Genomic DNA, 26,274 nt, shown 5'->3' with positions numbered 1-26,274 from the left:
CGAGCCCCGAGGAAGTTCTAGCCACGCTCGTCGCAAGGGTTCGACAGCGGACGGGCATCCCCGTACGACTCCGTACCCCCGAACGATCTAACGTATGTTGTGGAACGCTTCCGTCAGTTCTCTATCAATCGAAACGCACTGGGGGCGCGATGTCTACGGCGGTGGGGAAGATGAACGTCGTCTCTTTTTCTTTAACAAAGCGCAATACTTCGCAAAGTCGCGATCAGCTGGCGTACAATTTGTTCCGGCGGCGAAATGAGCCGGATTTGTACTGCGCGGTGCCGGAACACTACCCGGTCCCGGCCTTCATCATCGGCGATGCGTGGGATTTCGGCGGTCGGCTGGACAATCCGGCGGGTGCGCCGCGCGGTTTCGATCCGGATGCCGCGCGTCACGGCGTGCGGCTCACAGGCTACTACCTCTTTCTGGCCGATGCCGGGATCGCACCCCCGTTGCGGGCGATCGACACAAGAACGCGCGAAATACGTGTATAAACAACAAGTATTCGACCATAAGCCTGATTGCAATCGATTTAGTTCGGACCGACACTACGAAAGGGAGGCGTGGCGGGTCGGCGAGGTCGGACCACCCCAGAAGCGGAGGCGGCGTATGCGTATGGTCGAAACTCGTGGCGAAGCACTCGGCGCTCCGGCGGTGGCCTCATGAGCAATCCGCTCGTCAGACGCCTCGCGCATTACGCGCCGCTGACCCGCGAGGACGAGCGGCTGCTCGACGACGTCTCCCGGGAACGCACGCGGCGCGTCGGCCCGCGCGAGGACGTGTCGCGGGAGGGCGATCGCACACGCGGCCTCAATCTCCTCCTCGACGGCTGGGCGATGCGCTACAAGTCGCTCGAGGACGGACGCCGTCAGATCCTCTCCTTCGCCCTGCCCGGCGATCTCTGCGAGCAGCAGGCGCTGCTTCTCGCCCGCGCGGATCACAGCCTCGGCGCGATCACGGCCGTCACCGTCGCCGAGATCGCGCCGGCCCGGCTGGCGGAGCTGCTTCGGGCGAGCCCCCGTCTGGCGCAGGCGTTCGCCTGATCGGATCTCGCGGGCCACGCCCTGCAACGGGAATGGACCGTCAATCTGGGCCAGCGCACGGCGCTCGAGCGCATGGCCCACCTGATCTGCGAGCTCTACTTCCGCCTGCGCGCCATCGGGATGTCCCACGGCCGCAATTGCGAGCTGCCGGTCACCCAGGCCATGCTCGCGGACGCGATCGGCATCTCCGCCGTCCACGTGAATCGGACGCTTCAAGAATTGCGGGCCTCCAACCTGATCACCTTGCGCGGCAAGCACCTGACGATCCATGATCTCGAGGGTCTGCAGAGCGTCGCGCTGTTCGCGCCCGGCTACTTGCATCTGGAGGAAGCGTCGCGCGCGACGCAGACGGATGCGGAGCAGCCGCCCTTCTTCCTCGGCGCGCTCGCCGCGGGCGGCGAGAGCTGAGGAGGGCTTGATGGCGGAACGCCGGCAGGACGACACCGAGGCGAGGCTGAAGGTTCTCCTCGAGAACCTTCCGCAGCTGGTCTGGCGCGCCCGAGGTGCGGGCGAGTGGACCTGGTGCGGCCCGCAATGGATCGCCTTCACCGGCCTGTCGGCGGAGGAGAGCCAGGGCCGCGGCTGGCTCGCCGCGGTTCATCCAGACGACCGAGAGGCCGTCGAGCATGCCTGGGATACGGCTCCGCAGGCGGGCGCGCTCAGCGTCGAGCACCGGCTGCGCGAGGGCGGCACGGGCGCGTATCGCTGGTTCCAGACGCGGGCGACGGCCATCTCGGACGACGCGAGCGGCGAGCCGGAATGGTTCGGCGCCTCGACCGACGTCGACGACCTGCGCCGCCTGCAGGAGCACCAGAAGATCCTGATGGGCGAGCTGCAGCACCGCGTGCGCAACATGCTCTCGATCGTCCGCTCCATCGCCCGGCGCACCGGGGAGACGGCGGAGACCGTCGCCGACTTCGCCTCGCACTTCGAGGGGCGGCTCAACGCCTTCGCCCGCACGCAGGCGCATCTCACCCGCGATCCGGCAGGCGGCGTGGACCTGGAATACCTCGTGGCCGAGGAGCTGACCGCCTGCGCCGCACGGGAAGGCGGCCGCGTGAGGATCGGCGGGCCGAAGGTCAACCTGCGCTACAAGGCGGCGGAGGCGCTCACGCTGGCCATCCACGAGCTGGCGACGAACTCGGTGAAGTACGGCGCGCTCGCGGGCGGCGGCGACGGCGCGGTCTCGGTGACCTGGTCGATCGAGCGCCGCAAGGAGCCTGCGGTGCTCACCCTCGTGTGGCGGGAGACCGGTGTCGCGCCCGATCCCGAGCGTCCGGTCCGCGACGGCTTCGGCACCGAGCTCCTCACCCGCACCCTGCCCTACGAGCTCGAGGCCGAGGTGACGTTCGAGGTCGGGCCGCAGGGCGTCGTCTGCCGGATCGTCATGCCGCTCGGGCGGCGCATCCTGGCCTGAGACCCCGGCGCGACCGGCCTCCGAAGACGAGGCCGATCGCCGCCCGAGGCGCTCACCAGCGCAGCCAGCGCTTTCCGGCGAGCGCGCCGACCCCGGCCGTGATCAGAGCCGCGCCCGTGTACCAGGTGGCGACGAAGAGCGGGCTGTCGTCGGGGCAGTAGGTGGCGTAGAGGCTCGCCGCGAGACCTGCGGACGCGAGGCCGGCGACCGCCCCGGCGAGTCGGGGACGCAGCGGCGCGCCCCGCCGCAGGGCGTAGATCAGCCCGGCGAGCGTCGGCATCGCCAGGACGGGAATGGCGACGAGGCAGAAGACGGCGTTCTGGCCGATCCAGGCCGCGCTCCAGAGGCTCGCGGGCAGGACGGAGAGCTCGACCGCCGAGAACAGGATCGCGGCCACCGGCGCGGCGAGGAGCGCGAGCCCCCAGCCGGAGGCGGGCGCGCCCGGCCGGGCGAGGCGCGCGGCGAGCCCGAGCGCGGCGGCGGCGAGAAGCAGGGCGACCGTCGGCTTCGCCAGGAAGCGCGCGCTCTCCAGGGCCGCGACGAAGTCGGGACGCGGCCCGAGCATCGTCAGGAACAGAGCGGCGCTGACGGCGAAGCCGAGCGCGAGCGCGGGGGCGAGCGCGGCGGCGAAAGGCTTCTGCGGCTTGAGGTCCGCGGCAAGCGTGTCGATCAGGTCCTGGGTTCGCATCTCGATCGTCCTCATCCCACCATGCTCGCTCGTAGATCGGCCAGCTTGCGCAAGCCTCTGTGCAGGGCGACCCGCACCGCGCCCTCGGTCATCCCGAAGCGCTGAGAGGCCTCCGCGACGCTCGCGCCCTCCATGCCGATGGCGCGGACGATCTCGCCCGCACGGCCCGAAAGGCGCCCCACGACGCGATCCATGTCGGAGGCGACGGTCGGATCCTCTTCGGCCTCGGCCGGCAGGATCTCGGTGAAGTCCGAGATGTCGACTTCGGCGTGCCGATACCGGCGGCGCATCTGATCGACGATCTTGTAGCCGGCGATGGCGAACACCCAGGGACGGATCGGCTCGTCCTCGCGCCAGGTCTGGCGCTTGACGTGGATTGCGAGCAGGGTCTCCTGCACCGCGTCCTCGACGTCCGCCCCCGACAGGCCGTAGCGCGCCCCCTTCGCCCGGATCTTCGCCCGGATGGCGGGAGCGAGCTCGGCCAGGAGCCGGCGGTACGCACCCTCGTCGCCGCGATTGGCGGCGCGCATGAGGGACGACCAATGTGTCTCGACCGGATTTGTCATGGCTGACCCCTCTTCGTGACGAGAGGTCTCCCTGTTACACCCGAAACCGGTCTTGGTGTCCTCACACGACCGTGGGGAGCGCGCACATCGGCGTGAGCGCGCGCGTGAGCATCGCTCACGGCGTCGGGAGCGCGGCGTCAGGAACGACCGTTGCCGTTGCCGCCGCCGTTGCCGTTGCCGTTGCCGCCGCCGCCGTTGCCGTTATCGCCGGCGCTGCCGTCGTCGCCGGCGTCGGCCGTCTCGGCGGCGCCGGACTCGTCGGCGCCGTCGCGGCTGCCGCGGCCGTTGCGAGAGGACGCCGCTTCGGACACCGTATGACCGAACGCGCCTCCGCTCAGATCGCCCCGGTCCCGGGCGAGCGCGGAGACGGCCTCGCCGAATTCGGCTCCGAACAGGCCCGCCAGCGGGTTCTCCGCGGCCGGCTCGCTCGTCGGCGCGGTCGGCTCGGCCGTGGCCGCTCGATCCATCAGGATGAAGCGCAAGGCGTCGGACGCCGACGCCGGGCCGGCGAGGGAGACGGCGAACGCAGCGGCGAGAGCGGTTGCGATGACGGTTTTCACGTGAGCCTCCTGTCGAAACCCACGCACCGTGCGCGCGACCTCTTATCGTCCGGTTCGCGCCGCCGCGACAGTTCGCGACGAAACCGCGCGAAATCGCGCTCAATCGAAATCGCTGGACCCGTCGCTCGAGAAATACGGATCGAACGGCACCAGCCGATCGCCGTCCCCGACACCACGCGACGCGGGGAAATACGGATCGTAGGCCACGACCGCGGGGCGCTCGGACTCGGTCTCGGCACGGGCCCGGTCGTCCCGGCGGTCCGTCTCATCGTCGTTCATGAGTCGCCTCCTGTCAGGCCGGAGGCGTAGCACGGTCAGGCCGCGACGTGTGTTGCTCGCCGGCAACAGACGTCGCGAGACGGCGCCGAGATCAGCGGACCCGGAAATCCGCCTCCGTCACCGTCTCCGGCGCGCGCGCCTCCACCGACAGGTCCGAGACACGCGCCGCCGGCGGGCCGGACCGCAGCGCGGCGAGAAAGGCCTCGACCGCGCCCGCAGGACCGGCCGCCACGCTCTCCACCGTCCCGTCCTCGACGTTCCGGACGTAGCCGCGCAGCCCGAGCTCGCGGGCGCGTTCGGCGGCATGGGCGCGAAAGCCCACGCCGTGGACCTGTCCCGAGACGACGACGCGTACGGCGCTGTTGGGCATGGCGGTCTCTCCTCGCTCGATGTCCGGCCGGTGGGACATAGGGCGTCCGCCACCCTCTCGGAAGGGGACGTCCCCGACCTCAGCCGCGCGCCCTGCGCCGGAACGGGCCGGGCACGGCGAAGGCGGGGACGCGCTCGGCATAGGCGCGCCAGGCGGAGCCGAAGCGGGCGTCGAGGGCGCGATCCTCCACGTGCGCCTGGATGCGCAGCACGCTGATGCCGACGAGAAGCGCCACGAGCGAGAAGACGCTCGGCAACGCCAGGAAGAACCCGATCTGCCCCAACGCCACGGCGACGAAGAGCGGATGACGCATGGCCGCGAACGGACCGCCCGTGAGGAGCTGGCGCGGACCCTCGGCGCTCGTCCCGGTCATCCAGTCCTCGGCCATGTAGGAATGGGTGTAGACGACCAGCGCCAGGGAGGCGACGAGGAAGAGCAGGCCGCTCGCCACGACGGGCGCCGTGTAGAGCGCATCGAAGCGCCCGACGAGGACGTCGACGCGCGGGTCGATCACGCGGGCGACGCACACGCCCCAGATCGCGAGCCGGAAGACGTTGAAGAAGGTGCGCCCGACGGCCTGCGCCGAGCCGCGCGGGCCTCTCGCCAGGTGCGAGCGCCCGGTGCGCGCGCGCAGCGCGAAGAGCTTCGCCGTATAGAAGACGGCGATGAAGGTGAAATAGCAGGCGAGCGCCGCGCGCCCGAAAGTCAACAGGTCCACGTGAGCGGCCTTTTCGCGCCAGACGAGCCCCAGCCGGCCGAGCCGGCTCGGCCCGGGCGTCGCGTTCCGCACCGAGCCGCACACACTTCCCGCGCGCTCCGGGGGGCGGCTCTGACGGCACGCTCTCTCCTGCGCATCGACAGTACAACACGGGCCCGATGTTTTTTGAAGCCCTGACGCAACGTGATCCGGGTTCGTACCGGGGCGCTCCGCACGAACGAGAACGCGCCGCGCGGGCAGCCCGCGCGGCGCGTTCTCGTTCGAGCCGACGTCTTGCTCAGTGCAGGATCTGGCCCAGGAAGAGCTTGGTGCGCTCGTGCTGCGGGTTGGAGAAGAACTCCTCGGGCGTGTTCATCTCCACCACCTGGCCGTAATCCATGAAGATCACGCGGTCGGCGACCTGACGGGCGAAGCCCATCTCGTGGGTGACGACCATCATGGTCATCCCCTCCTCGGCGAGGGAGACCATGGTGTCCAGCACCTCCTTCACCATCTCGGGGTCGAGGGCGGAGGTGGGCTCGTCGAAGAGCATGATCTTCGGGTTCATGCACAGCGAGCGGGCGATGGCGACGCGCTGCTGCTGCCCGCCGGAGAGCTGGCCCGGGTACTTGTGCGCCTGCTCGGGGATCTTCACGCGGGTGAGATACGTCATCGCGATCTCCTCCGCTTCCTTCTTGGGCATCTTCTTCACCCAGATCGGCGCGAGCGTGCAGTTCTCGAGGATCGTCAGGTGCGGGAAGAGGTTGAAGTGCTGGAACACCATGCCGACGTCGCGGCGGATCTCGTCGATCCGCTTCAGGTCGTTCGTGAGCTCGATCCCGTCGACGATGATGCGCCCCTTCTGGTGCTCCTCCAGGCGGTTGATGCAGCGGATCATGGTCGACTTGCCGGATCCGGAGGGGCCGCAGACCACGATGCGCTCACCGCGCATGACGCGCAGGTTGATGTCGCGCAGCACGTGGAACTCGCCGAACCACTTGTGCACGCCCTGCATCTCCACCGCGACCTCGGTGCGCGAGGCCTGGCTGGCCGCCACCTGCGGCTTCTCGAGGTTCATGCTGTCCATCGCTTCCGTTCCCATCATCGTTTCTCGCTCGCCGCGAGCCTGCGCTCGACGGACTGCGAATACCAGGACATTCCCCAGCAGCAGAGGAAGTAGAAGATCGCCGCGAAGGCGTAGCCGGAATAGTTCACCGAGGGCGCGGCCCAATTGGGGTCGACGCGCGCGGACTCGATCGTGCGGATCAGGTCGAAGATGCCGACGATGGAGACGAGCGTCGTGTCCTTGAACAGGCCGATGAAGGTGTTGACGATGCCCGGGATCACGATCCGCAGCGCCTGCGGCAGGATGATGAAGTACATCATCTTCGGATAGGACAGGCCGAGCGACATGGCGCCCTCGTACTGCCCCTTCGGGATCGCCTGCAGCCCGCCGCGGATCACCTCGGCCATGTAGGCCGAGGCGAAGAAGGCGACGCCGATGAGCGGGCGCACCAGGCGATCCACCGTCATGCCCTCCGCCAGGAACAGCGGCAGCATGGTGTTGGCCATGAACAGCACCGTGATCAGCGGCACGCCGCGCGTGAACTCGATGATGATCACGCACACGAGCCGCACGATCGGCATCCTCGATCGTCGGCCGAGCGCGAGCAGCACGCCGAAGGGCAGCGAGACGACGATGCCGACCGCCGAGACGACGATCGTCACGAGGATGCCGCCCCACAGGCCGGTGGGCACGTTCTGCAGCCCGATCGCCGGAAAGCCGGCGAGGAGCCAGTAGGAGAGGAGCGGCACCACGATGAAGAAGTAGATCGCGCCGAGCCCGCGCCTGGGCGCGTCGAGCCAGAGCATCCAGACGATGCCGATCGCCAGCGCCAGGAAGAACAGGTTCGGGCGCCAGCGCAGGTCCGCCGGATAGGAGCCGTAGATGAAGTAGTTGATGCGGTCCCAGACGAAGGCCCAGCAGGCGCCGACCTCGCGGCCGGTGACGTCCTCGCGGCAGGCCGAGCCGTCGGTCCCCTGCCAGACGGCGTCGCCGATCATGTAGTCGAAGATCGGCGGGAGCACCCAGAACAGGAACCAGGCCACCACGATGGTGAAGGCCGTGTTCACGGGACCGGAGAACAGGTTCTCCTTGATCCAGACCAGGGGGCCGCTGACGCTGCGCGGCGGCGCCATGGCGGCGACGTCTTCGGTGCGCACGAAGCGCTTGGCGTCGGCCGGATCGGGACGGGTCATGACGGTCACGGCGCGCCCCTCAGCGTTCCACCAGCGCGATGCGCCGGTTGTAGATGTTCATGAAGAAGGAGGTCGTCAGCGAGATCGTCAGGTAGACGAGCATCGTGATCACCACCACCTCGACGGCCTGCCCGGTCTGGTTCAGCACCGTGCCCATGAAGACCTGCACGAGATCGGGGTAGCCGATGGCGACCGCGAGCGAGGAGTTCTTCGTCAGGTTGAGGTACTGGCTGGTGAGCGGCGGGATGATCACCCGCATGGCCTGCGGGATGACGACGAAGCGCATGGTCTGGCCGGGCTTGAGCCCGAGCGACGAGGCGGCCTCCGTCTGGCCGCGCGAGACGGCGAGGATGCCGGCGCGCACCACCTCCGCGATGAAGGCGCCGGTGTAGATCGCGAGGCCGAGAACCAGCGCCACGAATTCCGGATAGAGCTGCATGCCGCCCGTCAGGTTGAAGCGGCCCTGCTCCGGGATGTCGAAGGCGATGGGGTTGGCGCCGAACAGCGCGAGGACGATCCAGGCCAGCGCCGGCAGCCCGACGACGAGCCCGAAGGTCGTCCAGTTCACCGGGAACTGCGCGCCGGTGGCCGCCTGGCGACGCTTCGCCCAGCGGCGGATCACGAGGCTCGCCACGAGGCCGATCGCGGCCGCGAGCGGGATCGCGAAGGCGTCCCAGTTGTAGACCGGGGCCGGCATCACGAGGCCGCGGACGTTCAGGTAGAAGCCGGCGCCCATCGAGATCGAGTCGCGGGCGGAGGGCAGCGTCGCGAGAACGGCGTTGTACCAGAACAGCAGCTGCAGGAGCAGCGGCAGGTTGCGGACGATCTCGACGTAGGCGGAGGCGACCTTGGCCAGCAGCCAATTCTTCGACAACCGGGCGATGCCCATCGCGAAACCGATGATCGTCGCGAGCACGATGCCGATCACCGCGACGATCAGCGTGTTGAGCAGGCCGACGACGAAGGCCTCGCCGTAGGTCGAGGTGGCGGACGAGTAGGTGATGAAGGCCTGGTTGATGTCGAACCCGGCCGGCTGCTCCATGAAGCCGAAGCCCGAGGCGATGTTCGCCCGCCGCAGGTTCTCGGCGGCGTTCGTCACCGCCTCATAGGCGAGGAACCCTATGACCAGGACGAGAACCGCTTGAAAGAAGAGACCCCGCACTCTCGGATCGTAGATCAACGATCCGCGCGGTGGCGTTTGCTCGACGACGCTCGCCACGTCCGACCCTCCACTTGCCGGCTGTACTCGCCGGAGAGACGCACCCGATCGCGGACGTCCCGACCGCGATCTCCCAGCCTTGGCGGCTTTCGTATTCTACGGATGCAAGAAGAGCGCCGCGCTTCTCGCGCGACGCTCGCTTTTCTTCGCCGATCAGCGGATCGGGTGGCCGTACTGCAGGCCGCCCTCGGTGTAGAGAGCGTTCAGGCCGCGGCTGAGGCCAACCGGCGAGCCCTCGCCGATGTTGCGGTCGAAGACCTCGCCGTAATTGCCGACCATCGAGATCGCGTTGAACGCCCAGTCGTTCCCGAGCCCGACCATCTCGCCGAAATTGCCCTCGGCGCCGAGCAGGCGGCGGATCGCCGGCGCCTCGCTGGTGTCGCGCATCTGCGCGGCGTTCTCCGAGGTGATGCCGTACTCCTCGGCCTCGAGCATGGCGTAGTGCACCCAGCGGACGATGTCGGCCCACTGGTTGTCGCCGTGACGCACGACCGGGCCGAGCGGCTCCTTCGAGATGATCTCCGGCAGGATGATGTGATCCGCCGGGGTCGGGGCGCGCAGGCGCTCGGAGGCGAGGCCCGAGGCGTCCGTCGTGAACGCGTCGCAGCGGCCGTTGAGGTAGGACTCGACGGCCTCGGCCGAGGTCGCGAACGCCACCGGCTCGTAGGCCATGTCGTTGCGGCGGAAGAAGTCGGCGAGGTTCAGCTCCGTCGTCGTGCCCTGCTGCACGCAGACCGAGGCGCCGTCGAGCTCGAGCGCCGAGGTCACGCCGAGGTCGGTGGAGACCAGGAAGCCCTGGCCGTCGTAGTAGTTGATGCCCGGGAAGTCGAGGCCGAGCGAGGTGTCGCGCGACATCGTCGAGGTCGAGTTGCGGAACAGGACGTCGATCTCGCCGGCCTGGAGCGCGGTGAAGCGGTCCTTGGCCGAGAGCGGGATGAAGGAGACCTTGTTCGGGTCGCCGAAGATGGCCGCGGCGACGGCGCGGCAATAGTCGACGTCGAAGCCGGTCCAGTTGCCCTCCGCGTCCGGAACGCCGAAGCCGGCGAGGCCCGGGTTCGAGCCGCAGATCAGCTCGTCGCGCTCGAGGACCTGAGCGAGAGTCTCCTGCGCCGAGGCGACGCCGGTGAAGGCGACCGTCGCGGCGAAGCCGAAGGCGATGGTGGTAAGCGCTTTCTTCATGCTTTTTGCTCTCCCAAGGAAGGTTTTCTGCGCCGACCCGTTAGTCAAGTCAGCCCCAACGTGTGTCGGGCGCCCGCGCGAGCCATGGCCACGCTTCCGAGCGCGCCGTGATCTCTGGCAAAATGCGTATTGTGCGTCAATGCCAGATCAGCCTTTGGGATAATGCCGCGCTCGCCCGGGTACCGTCACGCCCGCATCTCAGGGCAGCGTGCGAATGCGGTCAAGTGTCCATGCGCGAATCCGCTTCGTTCGAGAGAGGGTTTTTTCGTGCGAACGCGGCGGCCTCGAGTACCATGCCCACCGCATACGCAAGCCGAGGATGCAAATGACGCAGGATAATGCAGCAGACCGCTGGAGAGATCGCACCCGCCTCGTTCACGCCGGGCGCGACCCTGAACTCCAGCACGGCTTCATCAATACGCCAATATACCGTGGATCGACTGTTCTTTATCCGACCTACGACGACCTCGTCCATCGTCGGGGGCGCTACAGCTACGGGACGAAGGGCACGCCGACGACCGATTCCCTCGAATCCGCCTGGAGCGAGATCGCCGGGGCGGCCGGGACGGTGCTCGCGCCGTCGGGCCTCTCGGCCGTCGCGCTCGCGCTCTTGAGCGCGGTGAAGGCGGGGGATCACGTTCTCGTCACCGACAGCGTGTACCGGCCGACGCGCGAGTTCTGCGACAAGATGCTCGCACGCCTCGGCGTGGAGACCACCTATTACGATCCGCATCTCGGCGCCGGCGTCGAGAGCCTGATGCGGAAGAACACCTCCGTCGTGTTCACCGAGGCGCCCGGGTCCCAGACCTTCGAGATGCAGGACGTCCCGGCCATCGCCGAGGTCGCCCACGCCCACGGCGCGCTCGTGATCATGGACAATACCTGGGCGACGCCGCTCTACTTCCCGCCGCATGCGCGCGGCGTCGATCTCGCCGTCGAGGCGGGCACCAAGTACCTCTCCGGCGGCTCCGACCTGCTGATGGGTGTCGTCTCCGCGAACGAGCGCGCCTGGCCGCAATTGCGGCGGACCTACGATCTCTTCGCCAACTGCCCGGGCCCGGAGGACGTCTTCCTGTGCCTGCGCGGGCTGCGCACGATGGCCCTGCGGCTGAAGGAGCACGAGGCGCAGGCGTTGGAGATGGCGCGCTGGCTGCGGCAGCGACCCGAGGTACGGCGCGTTCTGCATCCCGCCCTGCCGGACGATCCCGGCCACGCCATCTGGAAGCGCGACTTCCTCGGCGCCTCCGGCCTGTTCTCGATCGAGCTGCTGCCGGCCTCGCGCGACGCGCTCGCCGCCATGCTCGACGGCCTGTCCCTGTTCGGGATGGGATATTCCTGGGGCGGGTTCGAGAGCCTCGTCGTTCCCTTCGACTGCGCCAGCTACCGCACGGCGACCACCTTCCGTCACGAGGGCCCGATGCTGCGCTTCCACATCGGGCTCGAGGACCTCGAGGACCTGAAGGAGGACCTCGACGCCGGCTTCGCGCGGCTGAAGACGGCGGGGTGAGCGGTCACGGGACGAGCCAGCAGGCCTCGTGCCGCCCGGCGCTCGTCCCGTTCTCCTGCAGCCCGAACCGCGCCCGCCTGTGGCCGTCATGGGCGAGATAGAGGGTCTCGAGCGTCTGGGCGACCACCTCGACCGCACAGAAATGCGCGCGGCCGGCGAGGATCTCGCCCTCGTCGGCGGGAAGGCGGAAGGCCCCGCCCTCGCCGATCGCGCTCCCCGGCGCGGGCTCGGTGGCGTAGCAGGCGCGGCTCGTCATGCGCGAGGCGCGCCAGGCCTGCTCGGCGAGCGCGTCGTCGCGGTGCACGATCGCCCGCCCCTCGATCCGGATCTGGAACTTCCCCTGCGGGTCGTAGGCGTGGAGCGCGATGCGCGGATCGGCGGCGAGCTCCGCCACCTTGTCGGCGCGTGCGTCGGTGTGGAAGCGCAGCCGCGCCGTCGCGGGCTCCACGCCGCGCAGCACGACGGTGCGCAGCCGCGGGCGTCCGTCGAGCCCGATCGTGGCCACGCTCGGCGTGTGGAAGGGCGAGCGCCGGTCCTTCACGCCGCGCGCGAGCTGCCGCCAGGAATGGGCGAGCGTCTCGTCGAGATCGTCGGCGAAGGCGGGCTTGTCGCGGCGCTCGGGCATGGTCTCCGCTTCCCGGCTCAGGAGGTGAGCGTCTTGGTCTCGCGCTTCGATTTGGCGATGAGCATCAGGTTGCGCATGTAGATGAACGAGCCCAGCGCCTGGCCGACGATGAAGACCGGGTCCTGCCGATAGACGGCGTAGCCGAGCAGGATGAAGCCGCCGCCGAGCGAGAAGAACCAGAACGAGATCGGCACCACGCTCTTGCCGGCCCGCTCGCTGGCGATCCACTGGACGAGAAAGCGCGCGGTGAAGAGCAGCTGGCCCAGGAGCCCGATCAGCACCACCACGTCGAACCCGTCGATGAAGATGGTGTGCAGGCGCCCGCCGAGGTCGTTGAGCAGGTTCGCGATCATCGAGACGATCCTTCGGGGGTGGCGACGCGCTCGGCGGCGCGCGGCTCGACGGTGATTTCGCGCGCCTGCGCGACGCGCCGGCGACGCCGGATCAGCCACCAGACGCCGGCGAGGTCGAGGATGCCGACCCAGAGCCGGTCGAACATGCCGTATTTGGAGGCGCCGGCGAGCCGCGGCCGGTCCTTCACGTCGACATGGACCACGGAATAGCCCTCGCGGGTGACGAGGGCCGGCATGAAGCGGTGCAGGGCGTCGAAATAGGGCAGAATGAGGTAGACGTCGCGGCGCACGACCTTGAGCCCGCAGCCGGTGTCGCGCGTCGCGTCCTTCAGCACGCGCCGGCGCACGCCGTTGGCGACGCGGGACTGGAAGGCCTTGAAGCGCCCCTTGCGGCTGGTGCGCTGGCCGGCGCAGAGCCCGCAGGCCGGACCCGCCGCCTCGAGCGCCGCGACGAGGGCGGGGATGAAGGCGGGATCGTTCTGCCCGTCGCCGTCGATCGTCGCGATCAGCGGCGCGCGGGCCGCGCGCGCGCCGGAGCGCACGGCGGCGCTCTGCCCGCAGCTCGTCTCGTGGCGGATGACGCGAAGATGCGGGCGCGTCGCCTGCGCGGCGGCGAGCTCCTGCGGGGTGGCGTCGTCGGAGCCGTCGTCGACGTAGAGGATCTCGAAGGAGCCGAGCGGCGCGCAGGCGGCCTCGATCTCGGCGATGAGCGGCAGGACGTTGCCGGCCTCGTTCTTCACGGGGACGACGACGGAGAGGACGGGCGCGCTCATCGCACGCCCTCCCCGGCCCGGACGTAGACGCCGATGCCGAGCGGGTCGCCGCCGTTGATGTTGAAGCCGATCACGCGATCCGCCTGGGCCGCGGCGACGCCGGCCTCCGCGAGGGCCTGGCCGAAGCCGACCTCGAACCGATCGGTGACGAAGACGGCGCGGCAGCCGCCCGCGGCGAGGAAGGCGGCGGCGTCGGCCGGCGTATCGAGCATCGCGAGGTTCGTGCCGCCGAGGAAGACGAGGCTCGGCTCGCGATAGCCGAGCGTGCCGAGGCGCGGGTCCTCGCAGGCGAGCGCCCGCTCGGACGCCGTGGCGAGGCTCGGCGAGAGCTTCAGGGAGACGAGGTCGCGCTGCGCGAAGCCGAACACGGCGACGGCGAGCGCCATGGCGGAGGCGATCCCGGCGAGCGCCGCGTCCTCCACCCGCGCCTTCGCCCACAGCCGCCAGGCGTAGAGCGCGATCGCGGCGGCGACCCCGAGCGCCGCGAGCGCAGGCCAGCCGAGGCGGTCGCCGAGGACGTGGGCACCGATCGGCAGGCCGACGAGCAGCGCCACCGGCACCAGCGCCAGCAGCCATCCGAAGAGCTTGAAGCGCAGCCGGTAGGGACCGACGAAGCCCCGCCCGATCCCCAGCGCGGCCGCGATGGCCAACGCCGGGTAGAGCGGCATCGTGTAGTGGGGCAGCTTGGTGGGCACGAGCTCGAGCACGAGCCAGGCCGGGACCACCCAGGCCAGGAGGAAGGCGGCCTCCCGCACGCGCCGGTTCAGCCAGGCGAACTCGATCCCGATCGCGGCCATCAGCGCGCCGGGCCAGAAGGTCGCGAAGAAGGCGGCGAGATAGAAGCCGGGCGGGGCCCAGTGATAGGTCTGGGCCGTGCCGACCTTGCCGAGCAGGTCCTGGCCGGCCGACGCCGCGAAGAAATCCGCGCCCGAGCGCAGGGCGATCATCACGAACCAGGGCGCTGCGATCGCGAGCGCGAGCGCGATCCCCGGCAGCGGCCGCAAGGCCCCGAGCCAGCGCGCCGAGCGCTCGTGCAGCGCGAGAGCGGCCGCCGCGAGCCCGGTGAAGAACAGGATCAACGGCCCCTTCACCAGGACCCCGACGCCGATGCCGACCCAGAAGATCAGGAAGACGGAGGTGGGCAGCCGCCCCGCGCCGCGCGCGAGCCAGGCGCGGGCGAGCCCGCCCATGGCGGCGACGCAGGTGGCGAGCAGAACGGCGTCGGTCTTGGCGAGCCGGGCCTCGACCATCAGGATGACGCTCGCGCCCAGGAAGGCCGCGGCGAGGAAGGCTTCCCGCCGTCGCGCCAGGGCGAGCGCGGCCCAGTAGGTGAGGAGCGTCGCCGCGATCGCTCCGAGGAGCGAGGGGACGCGGTAGGCCGCGATCGTGGTGCGGGCTGCCTCGAGCCCGAGCGCGTCGGCGGCGGAGACCGCGGCGCTCTGCATCCAGTAGATCCCCACCGGCTTCTTGTGCCGAGCCTCCTCCTGGAAGCGGATGTCCACGAAATCGCCGGTCTCGAGCATCTGCTTCGTCGCCTGCGCGTAGCGCGGCTCGTCGCGATCCATCGGGTGGAGCGAGACGAAGCCCGGCAGGAAGCAGACGAGGCAGATCAGGACGAGGAGGAAGGCCGCGCGTCCGTGCCCGCCCTCCGCGAAGGCGAGGATTCGGCCGCCCGCGGAGCCGCGGTCCGGCTTCGGAAAGCTTCCGTCGCGGTTGAGGGAGAGTGTCGTCATGAAGGGCTCCGGCGGCGCGGGTCATCTCCGCAATCCGGCCTGAAATGTCAAACGGCGAAGGCGCTCCCCGTCGCGAGCGGGTGTGGAGCGGACGGCCGGCGAAATCAAGGCGACGGCACGGCGCAGAGGCGCGGCGGGGCCGTCGAAGGGGCGCGGTGGGCGTTGTCGCCGACGGCGGACGTGCTACATTGGGTTTCGGAGTGAGAGAGGAGAGTTTCCCCTCCCCTCTCTTTTTCGTCAGGCTCCGAGCGAAATGCGGAAGACGAGGTGCCAGCTCGTCTTCCGCACGCTGCGGAAGCTGACGGACAAGCTCAGGCGTGGAAACCACGTCATCGCTCATCCTCCGATCGATCGAGCAAGGCTTTTGCCCCAATTTTCTTCCATTGGGGCGCGGGAGCCCATCTCCCGACACGGGGCCCTGGCCCGCCCTGACTTCTGCCCGATCGACTCCGTTGGCGCGCCTGGCGCACCGAACCCGTTTTGCGCGCATCTCCGCTAGCGAGCCGACCGCCGGTCGACAACCGCCATCGGCGCGCACGATCCGGCGCGGTCGCGCTCCGGTGGCGGCGCTTCGGCGCGCGATCGCCTGTGGCCAGCGGCCCGCCTCCCGTGCGACGGTGGCCGGAACAAACCGCCGCGCGATCCGGTTCTGGCGGCGGGCGGGGGTCGAGGACGGAATGAGCGAATCGGATCAAGGCGCGGCGCCTTACGCCGTCGGCTTCAGGAGCGTGCCGCGCGAGCTCGAGACGACGCAGCTCGCCGTGAAGGGTCGCTTGCCCGACTGGCTCTCCGGCGCGCTCCTGCGCGTCGCCCCGGCCCAGTTCGAGGTGGGCCGCCAAGCCTACGCGCACTGGTTCGACGGCCTCGCCCGGCTTCACCGGTTCGGCATCGCCGACGGGAGTGTGACCTACCAGAGCCGCTTCCTGCGCTCGGAGGCTTACACGCAAGCCAAGCGCCAGGGCCGCATCGTCCATGCCGAGTTCGCGACGGACCCCTGCCGGAGCCTCTTCGGCCGCGTGCAGGCGATCTTCGCGCCGACCATCACCGACAACGCGGTGGTGAGCGTCAACCGGATCGGCGACGACCTCGTCGCTCTCACCGAGACGCGGCTGCCGGTGCGGTTCGACCCACACACGCTGGAGACGCTCGGCATCCATGATTTCGGCGCGTCGGTGGAGGGCTCGGTGTCGACCGCGCACCCGCATCACGACGGGCGCCTCGCCTACACCTACCTGATCTCCTTCGGGCGGCAATCCTTCTACCACGTGCACGTGGTCGACGGCGCGCAGGAGCGCGAGATCGCCCGCATCCCGGTCGAGCGACCGTCCTACATGCACTCCTTCGGCATGAGCACGCGGCGCATCGTGCTCGCCGAGTTCCCTTTCGTGGTGAACCCGCTCGTCCTGTACCTCTCGGGCAAGCCCTTCATCCGCAACTATCGCTGGGACCCGCGGCGCGGCACGACGCTCACCGTCCTCGACAAGGAGAGCGGCGCGCTGGTCGGCCGCTGGACGGCGCCGCCGCTCTTCGCCTTCCACCACGTCAATGCGGTCGACCGCGAGGACGGCGGGCTCGAAATCGATCTCGTCGCCTACGACGACGCCTCCGTCATCGACGATCTCTACCTCGCGCGCCTGCGCGGCGCGGAGCCGGTGCGCGCCGTCGGCCGGCTGGTGCGCCTGACGCTGCCGCCCGACGACGGGCCGGTCGAGACGCGGCTCCTGTCACACACGCCGATCGAGCTGCCCCGCATCGACTATCCGCGCCGGCAGGGGCGGCCGTACCGCTTCGTCTGGGGCGCCGGGCAGGCCGGCGAGGACTTCCTCGATTCCATCGTGAAGCTCGACCTCGACGGCGATCCGGCCGACAACGCCCTGGTTTGGCGCGAGGACGGCGCCTGGCCCGGCGAGCCGGTCTTCGTGCGCCGGCCCGGCGCCGCGGCGGAGGACGACGGCGTGCTGCTCTCGGTCGTGCTCGACGCGGGGGCGGAGCGCTCCTTCCTGCTGGTGCTCGACGCCGCGACGCTGACCGAGATCGCCCGGGCCGAGGCGCCGGAAATCGTCACCTTCGGCTTCCACGGCAACTTCCTCGGCGACCCGGAGGACGGGCCGCTGCACGCCTGAGGCGCGCGGCGGAACCGCGCGGGCGCTCGCCCATTGCCCTGTCTGATCGCAGGCCCGCCGCTGCGGCGGGCGCACGGACAGGGAGGTTCGCCATGGCCGAAGCCACGACCGACCACGACACGATCCGCAAATGGGCCGACGGCAAGGGCGGCAAGCCCGCCGCCGTCGAGCGCACGCATGGCGGGGATAATGTCGGCATCATCCGCATCATGTTTCCCGACGCACAGCAATCCGAGCACGAGGCGCTGACGGAGATCTCCTGGGACGAGTTCTTCCGGCAGTTCGAGGAGAGTAATCTCGCCCTCCTCTACGAGCCCGACAGCATGTTCTCGAAGATCGTCGGGCGCGACACGGTGGAAAAGCGCGAGCACGGGGAGCACGGCGCGCACCGGTGAGCGGGCGCGCACGAGACCGAGCCACTCCCGAAGGAGGCCATCCGATGAAGATCGACCTTTGCAGGACCCTCGCCGGCGGCGCGTCCGTCGCGACGCTCGCGGCCGCGCTCCTCCTCGCGCCCGCCGCGATGGCGCAGGACGCGACCGCGCCGGAAGCCACGGGCGCGATCGGCGGCTACGCCCAGCTCGACGCGAACCAGGACCAGGCGCTCGACGCGGCCGAGTTCCGGCCGTTCGTCGACCAGACCTACGACGCGTGGCAGACGGACGCCGACGACCTGCTCGGCGAGGGGGAATTCTACGCCGGCCTGTTCGGCTCGTGGGACCGGGACGCGAACGCGATCCTCACCCGCGAGGAATACGAGCGCGGCTACGCCTCCTGGTTCGAGGACATCGAGGTCGAGGGCCCCGCCTACGACGCGATCGCCGCGCGCGAGAACGAGCTGATGGAGGACGCCTTCACCACGGCCGCTGGCGAGGCCGGCATCTACGAGGCCTGGGTGGGCCAGGGCGAGCCCGTCGACCGGGAGACCTTCGCCGAGATCATGTTCGGCCGGATGGCCGGCGACGACGCGCAGCTCAGCGAGGCGGAGTTCGAGCTGATCTATCCCGGCTGACGTCACTCGGAGACGGCCGCGCGAGCGCCGCCCGCTCCCGAAGAGCACGCGGCGTTCTCGTGCGCGTTGCCCCGATGGCGGCGCCCTGCTCCGCGGCGCCCTACTCCGCGGCGGCCTGCATCTCGACGGCTGCAAAGGCGGACTCGAGCGAGCGCACCAGGTGGTCGATGTCCGCGCTCGTGTGCAGCGGCCCCGGCGTGATGCGCAGCCGCTCCGTGCCGCGGGCGACGGTGGGGTAGTTGATCGGCTGGACGTAGACGCCGAAGCTGTCGAGCAGCAGGTCCGCCATCGCCTTGCAGCGCACGGGGTCGCCCACCATCACCGGCACGATGTGGCTGTCGTTCATCATGTGCGGGATGCCGACGGCGTCGAGCTTCGCGCGCAGCTCCGCGACGCGGGCGCGCTGGGCCCGGCGCTCGTCGTCGGAGACCTTGAGATGGCGGATCGCGGCGCGCGCGCCGTCGGCGAGGGCCGGCGGCAGGGCGGTGGTGAAGATGAAGCCGGAGGCGAAGGAGCGCACGAAGTCGCAGGCCGCGGCCGAGGCGGCGACGTAGCCGCCCATGACGCCGAAGGCCTTGCCGAGCGTCCCCTCGATGAAGGTGAGCCGGTGGGCGAGCCCGTCGCGCTCGGAGACGCCGCCGCCGCGGGGGCCGTAGAGCCCGACCGCATGCACCTCGTCGAGATAGGTGAGCGCGCCGTAGGCGTCCGCCACATCGCAGATGTCGGCGATGGGCGCGACCGTCCCGTCCATCGAGTGGACCGATTCGAAGGCGACGATCTTGGGACGCGCCGGATCGATCGCGGCGAGCTTCGCCTCGAGATCGGCGACGTCGTTGTGACGGTAGACGATCTTCTCCGCCTTCGAGTGGCGGATGCCCTCGATCATGGAGGCGTGGTTTCCGGCGTCGGAGAGGATGACGGCGTTCGGAATCTTGGCGCCGAGCGTCGAGAGCGCGGCCCAGTTCGAGACGTAGCCCGAGGTGAAGAGCAGCGCCGCCTCCGTGCCGTGGAGATCGGCGAGCTCGCGCTCGAGCAGGACGTGGGCGTGCGTCGTGCCGGAGATGTTGCGGGTGCCGCCGGCGCCGGCGCCGCAGCGGGCGATCGTCTCCTGCATGGCGGCGATCACGTCCGGGTGCTGGCCCATGCCGAGATAGTCGTTCGAGCACCAGACCGTGACCTCGCGGGCCGAGCCGTCGCGGCGGAAGGTGGCGCGCGGGAACGAGCCCGCCCGGCGTTCGAGGTCGGCGAAGACGCGATAGCGTCCCTCCGTGCGAAGGCCGTCGAGCTCGGCGCGGAAGAAGGACTCGTAATCCATCATCGTCTCCCCAGACTGTAAGCGGCGTTGTCGTTGTCGATCTTGGACGTCGGCGCCGGCCGGACGGCGGCGAGCGGCTCGCGCGCCGGCTCGCGCGCCCCGTCCCTCGCGGCGTCCCTCGCGCTCGGCGCGCGCGGCCCCTCCCCGGCGGGCAGCCGCCAGAGCGCGATCGATTCGAAGGGCAGGACCAGGAACCAGTGCTCCAGCACCGCGAGCGCGAGCAGCGTCGCGACCAGGGCGGCGGAGGCGGCCTCGAAGGCGGTCGCGCTCGCCGAGAAGGCGGGCTCGGCCACCAGCACGGTCGCGACCAGGGCCGCCGAGACCGAGACCGGGAAGAAGACGTTCATCGGCTTCTTCGTGAACCAGGACTTCAGATAGGCGAGGTGGTCAGGCAAAAAGCCGTCGGCGTGGTTGGGCACGCCGAGGAAGATGTTGATCTTGGCCGAGAGCCGCATGACCCACAGCACCGCGTAGCTCATCGTCGCCGTCTGGTTCTCGCCGCCCCAGGAGACCGCCAGCACGACGAGGAAGCCGGCGAGGATCGCGAGCTCGTGCCAGATGATCGCCGCGATGGCGTGGCGCAGGCGGGTGAGCCCGCGCGTGCCGGGGGGCGAGGCGGTGGTGCGCGGGCCCGTGATCCAGCCGGTGAGGAAGGACACCTCCGTCCAGCCCCAGACCACGAGCGCGCAGGCGAAGGCGCAGAGCGCCGCGGCGATCGTCGTCTCCCCCGCCGACCAGGAGAGCCCCAGCAGCGCGAGCACTGTCAGCAGCGTCGCGCCCCCCATGGTCCACGGGAAGGTCCAGCGCGGCAGCCGGTCGAGCACGAGGATGAGCCCGGTGGACGCCCACCAGGCGAAGAGCGCGAAACCGGCCGCTGCGAGGACCATGGTCATGACGCGCGCGTCTCCCTCACCACGCCGGCTCGAGGCGCACCGAGGCCGGGACCTCGTTGCGCTTGACGGGCACGAGATAGAGCCGCGCGAAGGTCGCGGCCGCCGCGACCGAGAGCGCCGCCTTGCGCATCTTCCCCGCGATTCCGCCGTGCGCCTCGGCCTTCTGCATCGAGCGGGAGATCCGCACGAGGCGGTCGAGCCCCGCCTTGAAGGCCGGATGATCGATGTCGAGCACGACGGGGAAGACCTGGCGCGAGACTTCCGAGGTGATGCGGAAGACGCGGTAGTCGTATTCGTCCGGGTCGATGCCGAGCGCGGCGTGGAAATGCGGCCGGGCATGGTCGCGCACGTACATGGTGGCGTAGACCGCCAGCAGGAAGAAGCGCACCCAGTACTTGTTCAGGCCGGTGACGAGGTGCGGATTGGCGCGCATGAGCAGCGCGAAAGCCTCGCCGTGGCGGAACTCGTCATTGCACCACTTCTCGAACCACTTGAAGATCGGATGGAAGCGCAGCTCCGGGTTCCGCTCGAGGATCCGGTAGATGGTGATGTAGCGCGCGTAGCCGATCTTCTCCGACAAGTAGGTCGCGTAGAAGATGAACTTCGGCTTGAAGTAGGTGTACTTCTTCGCCTTCGTCAGGAAGGCGAGGTCCACCGCGATGTCCATGTCCTTGAGCGTGTCGTTGATGAAGCCGGCGTGACGTCCCTCGTCGCGGGCCATCAGCGCGAAGAGCTCGCGCACGTCGGGGTTCTTGATGTGCTTCTTGAGCTCGACGTAGAGCACGCAGCCGGAGAACTCGGCGGTCACCGAGGAGATCAGGAAGTCCTTGAGCTCCTCCTGCAGGCCCTCCGGCAGGGCGGAGAGGTCGAAGTCGTCCCACTCGTCGGTGCGCTTGAAATGGCCCTTGTTGGGGTCGTCGCGCATCTCCTTGATCAGCGCGTCCCAGTCCTTGCGCACGGGCTCGACGTCGATCGCGTCCATCGCCGCGTGGTCGGTGGTGTAGAAGCGCGGGGAGAGCATGGTGCTCTCCTGGGCGCGGCGGGTCGATTCGCTGACCTCGGCCGCTCCGGCCCGGCCCTTGCGGGGCTTGGGCGTCTCGCCGACGCCGCCTTCCATGGTGATCATGTCGTCCTCCTCGGGGGATCTCAGACGTCGGATCTCAGACGTCGCGCGCCGGTCCGGCCGGCGCCGCGCTCTTGTGGATTTCGGGAGGATGCCCTTCGAAGCCGACCTCGAACAGGTCGGTGAGTTCCGCATATCCTTCGGCCCGGGCGAAGAGCCGGTCGAAGAGCGTGCCGCGGATCACGGTCGCGCGGCGCTCGAAGACCTGCCGCTCGCCGTGGGGCACGATGGTCGGCGCGCCGTGGACGACGACGGAATCGCCGGGGGCGACCTTGACGCCGTGCAGGTCGACATGGGCGTGCAGGCTGTCGAAGGTGTTCTCGATCTCGACGGTGCAGGGCACCTCGATGGTGCGGCGGAAGATCATGACGCGTCTCCGGCGGCGCTGAGGATGCGGGCGAAGGGCGCGAAATTGTCGGGCCCGAATGCGGAGAGATCGATCGAGGCGTTGGTCGCCCGGTCCTCGATCGAGAGATGGCCGGTGGGCCACAGCACCAGGACGAAGGGCGTCTGCGGCCCGATCTCACGGCGCTTGCGCTCGCGGGCGAGCCCGCGCATGGCGCCGCGGACGAAGCCGTTGGTGCCCGGATCGAACACCTCGACCACCTCGCCGGTCGTGGCCTGGCGCACGACGACGGCCCCGTCGGCGCGGTCCTCGAAGAGCAGCTCGACGACGTGGTGCGCGCCCGAGAGGTCGCGGGGCTGCGGATCGGCCTCGCCGAACAGGGCCGCCGACGAGACGGTGACCAGGAGGAGCGCGCCGGCGCCCACCAGCGCCGCGCGCGGGAAGTGTGGGCGCCGCGGCGCGTCGCCGGAAGGCGCGCTCTCGGGGCCGGGCCGGGGAGGTTTCGCGTGAGCGTTCATCGGGGGATCTCCGCTCGGTTGCCGGTCATGCGGTGGCGGGCTTCAGGCCGCCCGCGCGCCGCTCGCCCCCGCGCGTGTCGGAGGAGGTCTTCGCCGCGGCCTCCGCCGCCGCCGCGTTCTCGCCGTGGGCGGCGGTGAGCCGCTCGGCCAGGATCGCGGCCACGCGCTCGGCCTGGGGGACGCAGCGCAGCATCGGCTCGACCTTCGAGAAGCGCCAGGGCCGCACGTAGGGCCAGAACAGCACGTAGGAGAGCCGCCGCTCGCTCTTGATGGTGAGCGGGATGTCGCCCGTCCCGTTCGGCCAGGCCTTCAGGGCGACGTTCTCGATGAGCTTGTAGGGCACGTTCATGCTCATCGGCAGCGCGACGCCGAAGGAGAGGATCACCCGCTCGTTCGTGATGGTGAACCAGGTCGAGCGGGCGGACAGCCAGCCGTAGAGGGCGAGGAGGCCGATCGCCACCGCGCCGATGGCGAGGAGCCAGGTGGCGGAGACGAAGGCGGACAGCGGCCCCTCCCCGCTCACCAGCGCGTCGCCCGCGGCCCACACGGCGAGGAAGCCGAAATAGAGGCTGATGCCGCGCAGATGCATGGCGCGCCGCGCGAGCGTGCGCCAGGCGGGCTGGCCCTGCCATAGGATGGTCTCGCCCTCGGGCAGCGGCGCGGGCAGGCCGCGCGGGGTCACGGGCTCCGCGTCGGCCGCCTCGCGGGCGGCCGCGGCCAGAGCCTCCTCGGACTTCTTGACGATGGCGACGGTCATACGATCGGCTCCGAGCGCTCGGGGGTGGCGTAGATGGTGCCGCCGCCGAAATAGCCGGTGATCTTGTCCTCCTCGCGCGCCGTGATCTGGTCGGGCGAGGCGATAGCCGGCACGTCGGCGAACTGCGAGGCGAGGATGGCGGCGACGTGAACCTCGCCGCGGTTCTTCTTCATGCGGCAGAAATTCATCGGCACGAGAACGGCGCGCGTTCCCGCTGCGGTGGGCACCTCGGTCTCGAGGTAGCGGATCATCGGCTCGGACCGGTCGATCCAGATCTCGGTGACCGTCCCCGCCTTGATCCCGTCGGCGCCGTAAACGGCCATGCCGATCGGAGAGACGTCCTCGGCCGAGACCGCCCAGTCGGTGGCGACGCGCAGCGGAACGGTGCGGGCCTCGTCCTCGGCGGTGAGCTCGGGTACGTCCTCGCGCAGCGCGTAGGAGGCCGCGCCGATGCCGTCGATCATCGGGTTCCCGGTGGGCTTGAGCGGCGCGCCGAGCCAGGGCTCGGCCGGGACCGCCTTGAGCTCGCGCTCGTCGACGTGGCCGGGAGGCGCCTGGTAGGTATGGCCGTTGCGCAGGAGAAACGTCTTCGGCTTGGGCATGGACGGGAAGCCCTGCACCAGCACGTGCTCGGAGCGCTCCGAGACCAGCGGATAGCCCTCGCGCTTGTCCTCGCGCCGCAGATAGAAGATCAGCCCCGCGAAGAAGAACCAGAAGACGTAGAGCGTGACCTGCGCGACGTCGATGTAACCCGTGATGGCTCCAGTGCCCATGGAAGCCTCCTGTTTCAAGCTGGCATGTCGGCGAGACCGAACCGCTCGCGGGGCGCCGAACGGCCGACCGAAGCGGGTGCGACCAGCGGACCGATCGCGACGAGGGATATGAAGAGGACGAGGATCTCGAGGTGGTAGACGACGTGGTAGCCGATTTCCGGCCCCGACAGGGCCACGCCGAGCGCGCCCGAGGAGGCGAGCGCGTCGACGCCGTCGCGGACGGCGCCGCCGAGCGCGATGCCCACGCCCGCCGCCGTCGCCTGCACCGCGCCCCAGGCGCCGAGCGCAAGGCCCGAGCCGCTCTCGTCGGCGAGCGCCATGGCGCCGGTGAGCGTGCCTACCGCGAACAGGCCCGCGCCGAGCCCGATCAGGACCGCGCCGACGCGCAGCAGGAACGCCGAATCGAACGCGCCGGCCACGACCACGCAGGAGAAGGCGGCGATGCCGACGAGGACGCCGAGCGCGGCGAGCCGATACGGGTTGCCGCCCAGCGTGAGCCGGCGCGCAGCGTAGGCGAAGCCGACGAGCGAGCCGCCGGCGAGGAGCGCGGTGAGCGCCGTCGTCTCCGAGACGGACATGCCCAAAGCCTCGCCGCCATAGGGCTCGAGCAGGATGTCCTGCATGGAGAAGCCGGCCGTGCCGAGGCCCACCGCCACCAGTGTGCGGGTGGCCCGCCCGCCGGCGACGAACTTCGCCCAGCTCTCGCGGAAGGCGGGGCGGGCCACGTCCTTGCGGGTGCGGGAGGGATCGCGCGCCTCCTGCTTCCACAGAGCGATGGCGTTGAGCACCATCGTCACCACGGCCGCCCCCTGGACGACCTGGATCAGCGCCAGGTGGCTGTAGGGCTCGAGCAGGAAGGAGAAGAAGAAGGCGCTCACGACCATGCCGGCCAGCAGCATCACGTAGAGGAAGGCGACCACGCGCGGGCGCGTGTCCTCCGGCGCGAGGTCGGTGGCGAGCGCGAGGCCCGCCGTCTGCGTGGTGTGCAGGCCCGCGCCGACGAGGAGGAAGGCGAGCCCGGCCCCCAGCTGGCCCACCCAGACGGGCCCCTGCCCGTCTCCGGAGAGGACCAGCAGCGCGAAGGGCATGATCGCGAGCCCGCCGAACTGCAGCAGCGAGCCGAACCAGATGTAGGGCACCCGCTTCCAGCCGAGCAGCGAACGGTGATGGTCCGAGCGGTGCCCGATCAGCGCGCGCACCGGCGCGAACAGGACGGGCAGCGCGATCATCGAGGCGACGAGCCAGGCCGGCACGTTGAGTTCGAGGATCATCACCCGGTTGAGCGTGCCGTTGAGCAGCACGATCGCCATGCCGACCGAGACCTGGAACAGCGACAGGCGGACGAGCCGCCCGAGCGGCAATTCGCGCGTCGCCGCGTCCGCGAACGGCAAAAAGCGCGTGCCGATCAGCGTCCAGAAGCTCGAGAGGGCCGGGCGCGGGCTCTGCATCAGCGAACGAGCTCCAGCGCCTGCGAGGTGTAGAAGCCGCGCGCGACCCGGCGCATGCGCCCGATCCGCCAGGCATCGACGCCCTCCTCGCGGTGGAAGAGGCGCGTGATCTCCCGCTCGGAGACCGGCTCGATGGCGGGCGAGCGGTCCGAGCGCGGGAAGAGCTTGCCGGCGGCGTGCATCATCGAGAGCGCCGGCGTGCGCGGAGCGAAGGTCGCGAGCACCGCCCGCTCCGTGCGCCGGGCGAGGGAGGCGAGCGCGCCCGCCATGTCGCGCGGGCGATAATGGATCAGCGAATCCATCGCCACCACGTAGTCGAAGCGGCCGAGGCCCTCGTCCATCATGTCCCCGGCGCGGAAGTCGATCAGGCCGTGGTCGATGTCGGCGGGGAGCCGCTCGCGGGCGATGGCGACGAGGCTCTCGGCCACGTCGATCGCGGTGACGCGGGCCCCGCGCCGCGCCGCCTCGGCGCTGAGCGCGCCGGTGCCGCAGCCGGCGTCGAGCAGGGTGAGACCGGTCATGTCGGCGGGCAGCCAGGAGAGGAGCGTCGCACGCATCTCCTCGCGCCCGGCGCGGACCGTGGCGCGGATACGGCTCACCGGCGCGTCCGAGGTCAGCCGCGCCCAGGTTTCCGACGCGGTGCGGTCGAAATAGGTCTGCAGCTGGTGCCGACGGGCGATGTAGCTCTGGGTGTGCAT

31 protein-coding genes are annotated in these 26,274 nt (G+C 70.1%); 8 read left to right on the top strand and 23 right to left on the bottom strand.

What is annotated here, in order from left to right; genetic code table 11:
* Positions 1-170: 170 nt before the first annotated feature.
* The 4 genes from ABL310_RS09190 to ABL310_RS09175 all read left to right on the top strand — a co-directional run bounded on the left by ABL310_RS09190 (position 171) and on the right by ABL310_RS09175 (position 2,460).
* Positions 171-494, top strand: coding sequence for a hypothetical protein (locus tag ABL310_RS09190; RefSeq protein WP_349371373.1), 324 nt, complete (start codon positions 171-173; stop codon positions 492-494).
* 168 nt (positions 495-662) lie between these two features.
* The gene (locus ABL310_RS09185; protein ID WP_349371372.1) at positions 663-1,043 is read left to right on the top strand and encodes a cyclic nucleotide-binding domain-containing protein; all 381 of its coding nucleotides are present in this window, start codon (positions 663-665) and stop codon (positions 1,041-1,043) included.
* 72 nt (positions 1,044-1,115) lie between these two features.
* On the top strand, positions 1,116-1,451 hold the full coding sequence (locus ABL310_RS09180; protein ID WP_349371371.1) for a helix-turn-helix domain-containing protein: 336 nt from the start codon (positions 1,116-1,118) through the stop codon (positions 1,449-1,451).
* Positions 1,452-1,461: 10 nt separating this feature from the next.
* Entirely contained in the window at positions 1,462-2,460 is a 999-nt protein-coding gene (locus ABL310_RS09175; RefSeq protein WP_349371370.1) for an HWE histidine kinase domain-containing protein, read from the top strand.
* Between the two features lie 52 nt (positions 2,461-2,512).
* Here ABL310_RS09175 and ABL310_RS09170 read toward each other — a convergent pair whose 3' ends face one another.
* The 10 genes from ABL310_RS09170 to ABL310_RS09125 all read right to left on the bottom strand — a co-directional run bounded on the left by ABL310_RS09170 (position 2,513) and on the right by ABL310_RS09125 (position 10,277).
* Positions 2,513-3,148, bottom strand: a complete 636-nt coding sequence (locus ABL310_RS09170) for a DUF1109 domain-containing protein (protein WP_349371369.1) — start codon at positions 3,146-3,148, stop codon at positions 2,513-2,515.
* A gap of 11 nt (positions 3,149-3,159) precedes the next feature.
* The gene (locus tag ABL310_RS09165; protein WP_349371368.1) at positions 3,160-3,714 is read right to left on the bottom strand and encodes a sigma-70 family RNA polymerase sigma factor; all 555 of its coding nucleotides are present in this window, start codon (positions 3,712-3,714) and stop codon (positions 3,160-3,162) included.
* Positions 3,715-3,851: 137 nt separating this feature from the next.
* Positions 3,852-4,274 carry a hypothetical protein gene (locus ABL310_RS09160; protein ID WP_349371367.1) on the bottom strand — a complete coding sequence of 141 codons (423 nt, stop codon included), beginning with the start codon at positions 4,272-4,274 and terminating at the stop codon, positions 3,852-3,854.
* Positions 4,275-4,373: 99 nt separating this feature from the next.
* Positions 4,374-4,553, bottom strand: a complete 180-nt coding sequence (locus ABL310_RS09155; RefSeq protein ID WP_349371366.1) for a hypothetical protein — start codon at positions 4,551-4,553, stop codon at positions 4,374-4,376.
* Positions 4,554-4,644: 91 nt separating this feature from the next.
* Positions 4,645-4,923, bottom strand: coding sequence for an acylphosphatase (locus tag ABL310_RS09150; RefSeq protein WP_349371365.1), 279 nt, complete (start codon positions 4,921-4,923; stop codon positions 4,645-4,647).
* A 79-nt stretch (positions 4,924-5,002) separates the two neighbouring features.
* On the bottom strand, positions 5,003-5,641 hold the full coding sequence (locus ABL310_RS09145) for an isoprenylcysteine carboxylmethyltransferase family protein (protein ID WP_349371364.1): 639 nt from the start codon (positions 5,639-5,641) through the stop codon (positions 5,003-5,005).
* A gap of 277 nt (positions 5,642-5,918) precedes the next feature.
* Entirely contained in the window at positions 5,919-6,722 is an 804-nt protein-coding gene (locus ABL310_RS09140; RefSeq protein WP_374730407.1) for an amino acid ABC transporter ATP-binding protein, read from the bottom strand.
* Positions 6,722-7,879 (bottom strand): amino acid ABC transporter permease, encoded by a 1,158-nt coding sequence (locus tag ABL310_RS09135; RefSeq protein WP_349372030.1) that lies wholly within the window; start codon positions 7,877-7,879, stop codon positions 6,722-6,724. Before ABL310_RS09135 ends, ABL310_RS09140 begins: the two co-directional genes overlap by 1 nt.
* 19 nt (positions 7,880-7,898) lie before the next feature.
* On the bottom strand, positions 7,899-9,098 hold the full coding sequence (locus ABL310_RS09130; RefSeq protein WP_349371362.1) for an amino acid ABC transporter permease: 1,200 nt from the start codon (positions 9,096-9,098) through the stop codon (positions 7,899-7,901).
* A 153-nt stretch (positions 9,099-9,251) separates the two neighbouring features.
* On the bottom strand, positions 9,252-10,277 hold the full coding sequence (locus ABL310_RS09125; protein ID WP_349371361.1) for an amino acid ABC transporter substrate-binding protein: 1,026 nt from the start codon (positions 10,275-10,277) through the stop codon (positions 9,252-9,254).
* A 325-nt stretch (positions 10,278-10,602) separates the two neighbouring features.
* Here ABL310_RS09125 and metC point away from each other — a divergent pair, with 325 nt between their 5' ends.
* Positions 10,603-11,784: a cystathionine beta-lyase gene (gene metC / locus ABL310_RS09120; RefSeq protein ID WP_349371360.1), complete on the top strand. Its 1,182-nt coding sequence runs from the start codon at positions 10,603-10,605 to the stop codon at positions 11,782-11,784.
* Between the two features lie 4 nt (positions 11,785-11,788).
* On the opposite strand, the gene ABL310_RS09115 is transcribed toward metC, so the two are convergent.
* Genes ABL310_RS09115 through ABL310_RS09100 form a run of 4 tightly spaced genes read right to left on the bottom strand, consistent with a single transcriptional unit; the run spans position 11,789 to position 15,268 of the window.
* Positions 11,789-12,409, bottom strand: a complete 621-nt coding sequence (locus ABL310_RS09115; RefSeq protein ID WP_349371359.1) for a pyridoxamine 5'-phosphate oxidase family protein — start codon at positions 12,407-12,409, stop codon at positions 11,789-11,791.
* 17 nt (positions 12,410-12,426) lie between these two features.
* Entirely contained in the window at positions 12,427-12,762 is a 336-nt protein-coding gene (locus ABL310_RS09110; RefSeq protein WP_349371358.1) for a lipid-A-disaccharide synthase N-terminal domain-containing protein, read from the bottom strand.
* Positions 12,759-13,535 carry a glycosyltransferase family 2 protein gene (locus tag ABL310_RS09105; RefSeq protein WP_349371357.1) on the bottom strand — a complete coding sequence of 259 codons (777 nt, stop codon included), beginning with the start codon at positions 13,533-13,535 and terminating at the stop codon, positions 12,759-12,761. The genes ABL310_RS09110 and ABL310_RS09105 overlap by 4 nt, the downstream gene beginning before the upstream one ends.
* A complete protein-coding gene (locus ABL310_RS09100) occupies positions 13,532-15,268 on the bottom strand; it encodes a glycosyltransferase family 39 protein (RefSeq protein WP_349371356.1) in 1,737 nt (578 codons plus the stop codon). The genes ABL310_RS09105 and ABL310_RS09100 overlap by 4 nt, the downstream gene beginning before the upstream one ends.
* A 677-nt stretch (positions 15,269-15,945) precedes the next feature.
* Between ABL310_RS09100 and ABL310_RS09095 the strand changes: the two genes are divergently transcribed.
* The 3 genes from ABL310_RS09095 (at position 15,946) to ABL310_RS09085 (ending at position 18,403) form a co-directional block, all read left to right on the top strand.
* Positions 15,946-17,391: a carotenoid oxygenase family protein gene (locus tag ABL310_RS09095; RefSeq protein ID WP_349371355.1), complete on the top strand. Its 1,446-nt coding sequence runs from the start codon at positions 15,946-15,948 to the stop codon at positions 17,389-17,391.
* A 92-nt stretch (positions 17,392-17,483) separates the two neighbouring features.
* On the top strand, positions 17,484-17,786 hold the full coding sequence (locus ABL310_RS09090) for a hypothetical protein (protein WP_349371354.1): 303 nt from the start codon (positions 17,484-17,486) through the stop codon (positions 17,784-17,786).
* Between the two features lie 44 nt (positions 17,787-17,830).
* Positions 17,831-18,403 carry a hypothetical protein gene (locus tag ABL310_RS09085; RefSeq protein WP_349371353.1) on the top strand — a complete coding sequence of 191 codons (573 nt, stop codon included), beginning with the start codon at positions 17,831-17,833 and terminating at the stop codon, positions 18,401-18,403.
* A 100-nt stretch (positions 18,404-18,503) separates the two neighbouring features.
* On the opposite strand, the gene hemA is transcribed toward ABL310_RS09085, so the two are convergent.
* The 9 genes from hemA to bchM are packed head-to-tail and all read right to left on the bottom strand — an operon-like array spanning position 18,504 to position 26,274.
* Positions 18,504-19,718 carry a 5-aminolevulinate synthase gene (gene hemA / locus ABL310_RS09080; protein WP_349371352.1) on the bottom strand — a complete coding sequence of 405 codons (1,215 nt, stop codon included), beginning with the start codon at positions 19,716-19,718 and terminating at the stop codon, positions 18,504-18,506.
* Positions 19,718-20,611 carry a putative photosynthetic complex assembly protein PuhE gene (puhE, locus tag ABL310_RS09075; protein ID WP_349371351.1) on the bottom strand — a complete coding sequence of 298 codons (894 nt, stop codon included), beginning with the start codon at positions 20,609-20,611 and terminating at the stop codon, positions 19,718-19,720. Before puhE ends, hemA begins: the two co-directional genes overlap by 1 nt.
* Before the next feature lie 16 nt (positions 20,612-20,627).
* Positions 20,628-21,737, bottom strand: a complete 1,110-nt coding sequence (acsF, locus tag ABL310_RS09070) for a magnesium-protoporphyrin IX monomethyl ester (oxidative) cyclase (protein WP_374730382.1) — start codon at positions 21,735-21,737, stop codon at positions 20,628-20,630.
* Positions 21,738-21,771: 34 nt separating this feature from the next.
* The gene (locus ABL310_RS09065; protein ID WP_349371350.1) at positions 21,772-22,101 is read right to left on the bottom strand and encodes a hypothetical protein; all 330 of its coding nucleotides are present in this window, start codon (positions 22,099-22,101) and stop codon (positions 21,772-21,774) included.
* Positions 22,098-22,598, bottom strand: coding sequence for a photosynthetic complex assembly protein PuhC (gene puhC / locus ABL310_RS09060; RefSeq protein WP_349371349.1), 501 nt, complete (start codon positions 22,596-22,598; stop codon positions 22,098-22,100). The genes ABL310_RS09065 and puhC overlap by 4 nt, the downstream gene beginning before the upstream one ends.
* A gap of 25 nt (positions 22,599-22,623) precedes the next feature.
* Positions 22,624-23,355: a photosynthetic complex putative assembly protein PuhB gene (puhB, locus tag ABL310_RS09055; RefSeq protein ID WP_349371348.1), complete on the bottom strand. Its 732-nt coding sequence runs from the start codon at positions 23,353-23,355 to the stop codon at positions 22,624-22,626.
* Positions 23,352-24,128: a photosynthetic reaction center subunit H gene (gene puhA, locus ABL310_RS09050; protein ID WP_349371347.1), complete on the bottom strand. Its 777-nt coding sequence runs from the start codon at positions 24,126-24,128 to the stop codon at positions 23,352-23,354. The genes puhB and puhA overlap by 4 nt, the downstream gene beginning before the upstream one ends.
* A 14-nt stretch (positions 24,129-24,142) precedes the next feature.
* On the bottom strand, positions 24,143-25,576 hold the full coding sequence (locus ABL310_RS09045; protein WP_349371346.1) for a BCD family MFS transporter: 1,434 nt from the start codon (positions 25,574-25,576) through the stop codon (positions 24,143-24,145).
* Positions 25,576-26,274: a magnesium protoporphyrin IX methyltransferase gene (gene bchM / locus ABL310_RS09040; protein WP_349371345.1), complete on the bottom strand. Its 699-nt coding sequence runs from the start codon at positions 26,272-26,274 to the stop codon at positions 25,576-25,578. Before bchM ends, ABL310_RS09045 begins: the two co-directional genes overlap by 1 nt.

The organism is Salinarimonas sp., assembly GCF_040111675.1.
In the GTDB taxonomy this organism is placed as follows: domain Bacteria; phylum Pseudomonadota; class Alphaproteobacteria; order Rhizobiales; family Beijerinckiaceae; genus Salinarimonas.
This window is presented reverse-complemented; position numbering and strand designations above follow the sequence as displayed.

What these genes read in the sequence shown, in the direction of transcription:
- ABL310_RS09095 (WP_349371355.1), top strand. Translation starts at nt 15,946, where the DNA reads ATGAGCGAATCGGATCAAGGCGCGGCGCCTTACGCCGTCGGCTTCAGG.
- metC (WP_349371360.1), top strand. Translation starts at nt 10,603, where the DNA reads ATGACGCAGGATAATGCAGCAGACCGCTGGAGAGATCGCACCCGCCTC.
- bchM (WP_349371345.1), bottom strand. Translation starts at nt 26,274, where the DNA reads ATGCACACCCAGAGCTACATCGCCCGTCGGCACCAGCTGCAGACCTAT.
- ABL310_RS09150 (WP_349371365.1), bottom strand. Translation starts at nt 4,923, where the DNA reads ATGCCCAACAGCGCCGTACGCGTCGTCGTCTCGGGACAGGTCCACGGC.
- ABL310_RS09190 (WP_349371373.1), top strand. Translation starts at nt 171, where the DNA reads ATGAACGTCGTCTCTTTTTCTTTAACAAAGCGCAATACTTCGCAAAGT.
- acsF (WP_374730382.1), bottom strand. Translation starts at nt 21,737, where the DNA reads ATGATCACCATGGAAGGCGGCGTCGGCGAGACGCCCAAGCCCCGCAAG.
- ABL310_RS09125 (WP_349371361.1), bottom strand. Translation starts at nt 10,277, where the DNA reads ATGAAGAAAGCGCTTACCACCATCGCCTTCGGCTTCGCCGCGACGGTC.
- puhB (WP_349371348.1), bottom strand. Translation starts at nt 23,355, where the DNA reads ATGACCGTCGCCATCGTCAAGAAGTCCGAGGAGGCTCTGGCCGCGGCC.
- ABL310_RS09090 (WP_349371354.1), top strand. Translation starts at nt 17,484, where the DNA reads ATGGCCGAAGCCACGACCGACCACGACACGATCCGCAAATGGGCCGAC.
- ABL310_RS09110 (WP_349371358.1), bottom strand. Translation starts at nt 12,762, where the DNA reads ATGATCGCGAACCTGCTCAACGACCTCGGCGGGCGCCTGCACACCATC.
- ABL310_RS09105 (WP_349371357.1), bottom strand. Translation starts at nt 13,535, where the DNA reads ATGAGCGCGCCCGTCCTCTCCGTCGTCGTCCCCGTGAAGAACGAGGCC.
- ABL310_RS09185 (WP_349371372.1), top strand. Translation starts at nt 663, where the DNA reads ATGAGCAATCCGCTCGTCAGACGCCTCGCGCATTACGCGCCGCTGACC.
- hemA (WP_349371352.1), bottom strand. Translation starts at nt 19,718, where the DNA reads ATGGATTACGAGTCCTTCTTCCGCGCCGAGCTCGACGGCCTTCGCACG.
- ABL310_RS09165 (WP_349371368.1), bottom strand. Translation starts at nt 3,714, where the DNA reads ATGACAAATCCGGTCGAGACACATTGGTCGTCCCTCATGCGCGCCGCC.
- ABL310_RS09065 (WP_349371350.1), bottom strand. Translation starts at nt 22,101, where the DNA reads ATGATCTTCCGCCGCACCATCGAGGTGCCCTGCACCGTCGAGATCGAG.
- ABL310_RS09100 (WP_349371356.1), bottom strand. Translation starts at nt 15,268, where the DNA reads ATGACGACACTCTCCCTCAACCGCGACGGAAGCTTTCCGAAGCCGGAC.
- ABL310_RS09135 (WP_349372030.1), bottom strand. Translation starts at nt 7,879, where the DNA reads ATGACCCGTCCCGATCCGGCCGACGCCAAGCGCTTCGTGCGCACCGAA.
- puhE (WP_349371351.1), bottom strand. Translation starts at nt 20,611, where the DNA reads ATGACCATGGTCCTCGCAGCGGCCGGTTTCGCGCTCTTCGCCTGGTGG.
- puhA (WP_349371347.1), bottom strand. Translation starts at nt 24,128, where the DNA reads ATGGGCACTGGAGCCATCACGGGTTACATCGACGTCGCGCAGGTCACG.
- ABL310_RS09180 (WP_349371371.1), top strand. Translation starts at nt 1,116, where the DNA reads ATGGCCCACCTGATCTGCGAGCTCTACTTCCGCCTGCGCGCCATCGGG.
- ABL310_RS09045 (WP_349371346.1), bottom strand. Translation starts at nt 25,576, where the DNA reads ATGCAGAGCCCGCGCCCGGCCCTCTCGAGCTTCTGGACGCTGATCGGC.
- puhC (WP_349371349.1), bottom strand. Translation starts at nt 22,598, where the DNA reads ATGAACGCTCACGCGAAACCTCCCCGGCCCGGCCCCGAGAGCGCGCCT.
- ABL310_RS09115 (WP_349371359.1), bottom strand. Translation starts at nt 12,409, where the DNA reads ATGCCCGAGCGCCGCGACAAGCCCGCCTTCGCCGACGATCTCGACGAG.
- ABL310_RS09085 (WP_349371353.1), top strand. Translation starts at nt 17,831, where the DNA reads ATGAAGATCGACCTTTGCAGGACCCTCGCCGGCGGCGCGTCCGTCGCG.
- ABL310_RS09170 (WP_349371369.1), bottom strand. Translation starts at nt 3,148, where the DNA reads ATGCGAACCCAGGACCTGATCGACACGCTTGCCGCGGACCTCAAGCCG.
- ABL310_RS09155 (WP_349371366.1), bottom strand. Translation starts at nt 4,553, where the DNA reads ATGAACGACGATGAGACGGACCGCCGGGACGACCGGGCCCGTGCCGAG.
- ABL310_RS09140 (WP_374730407.1), bottom strand. Translation starts at nt 6,722, where the DNA reads ATGGGAACGGAAGCGATGGACAGCATGAACCTCGAGAAGCCGCAGGTG.
- ABL310_RS09175 (WP_349371370.1), top strand. Translation starts at nt 1,462, where the DNA reads ATGGCGGAACGCCGGCAGGACGACACCGAGGCGAGGCTGAAGGTTCTC.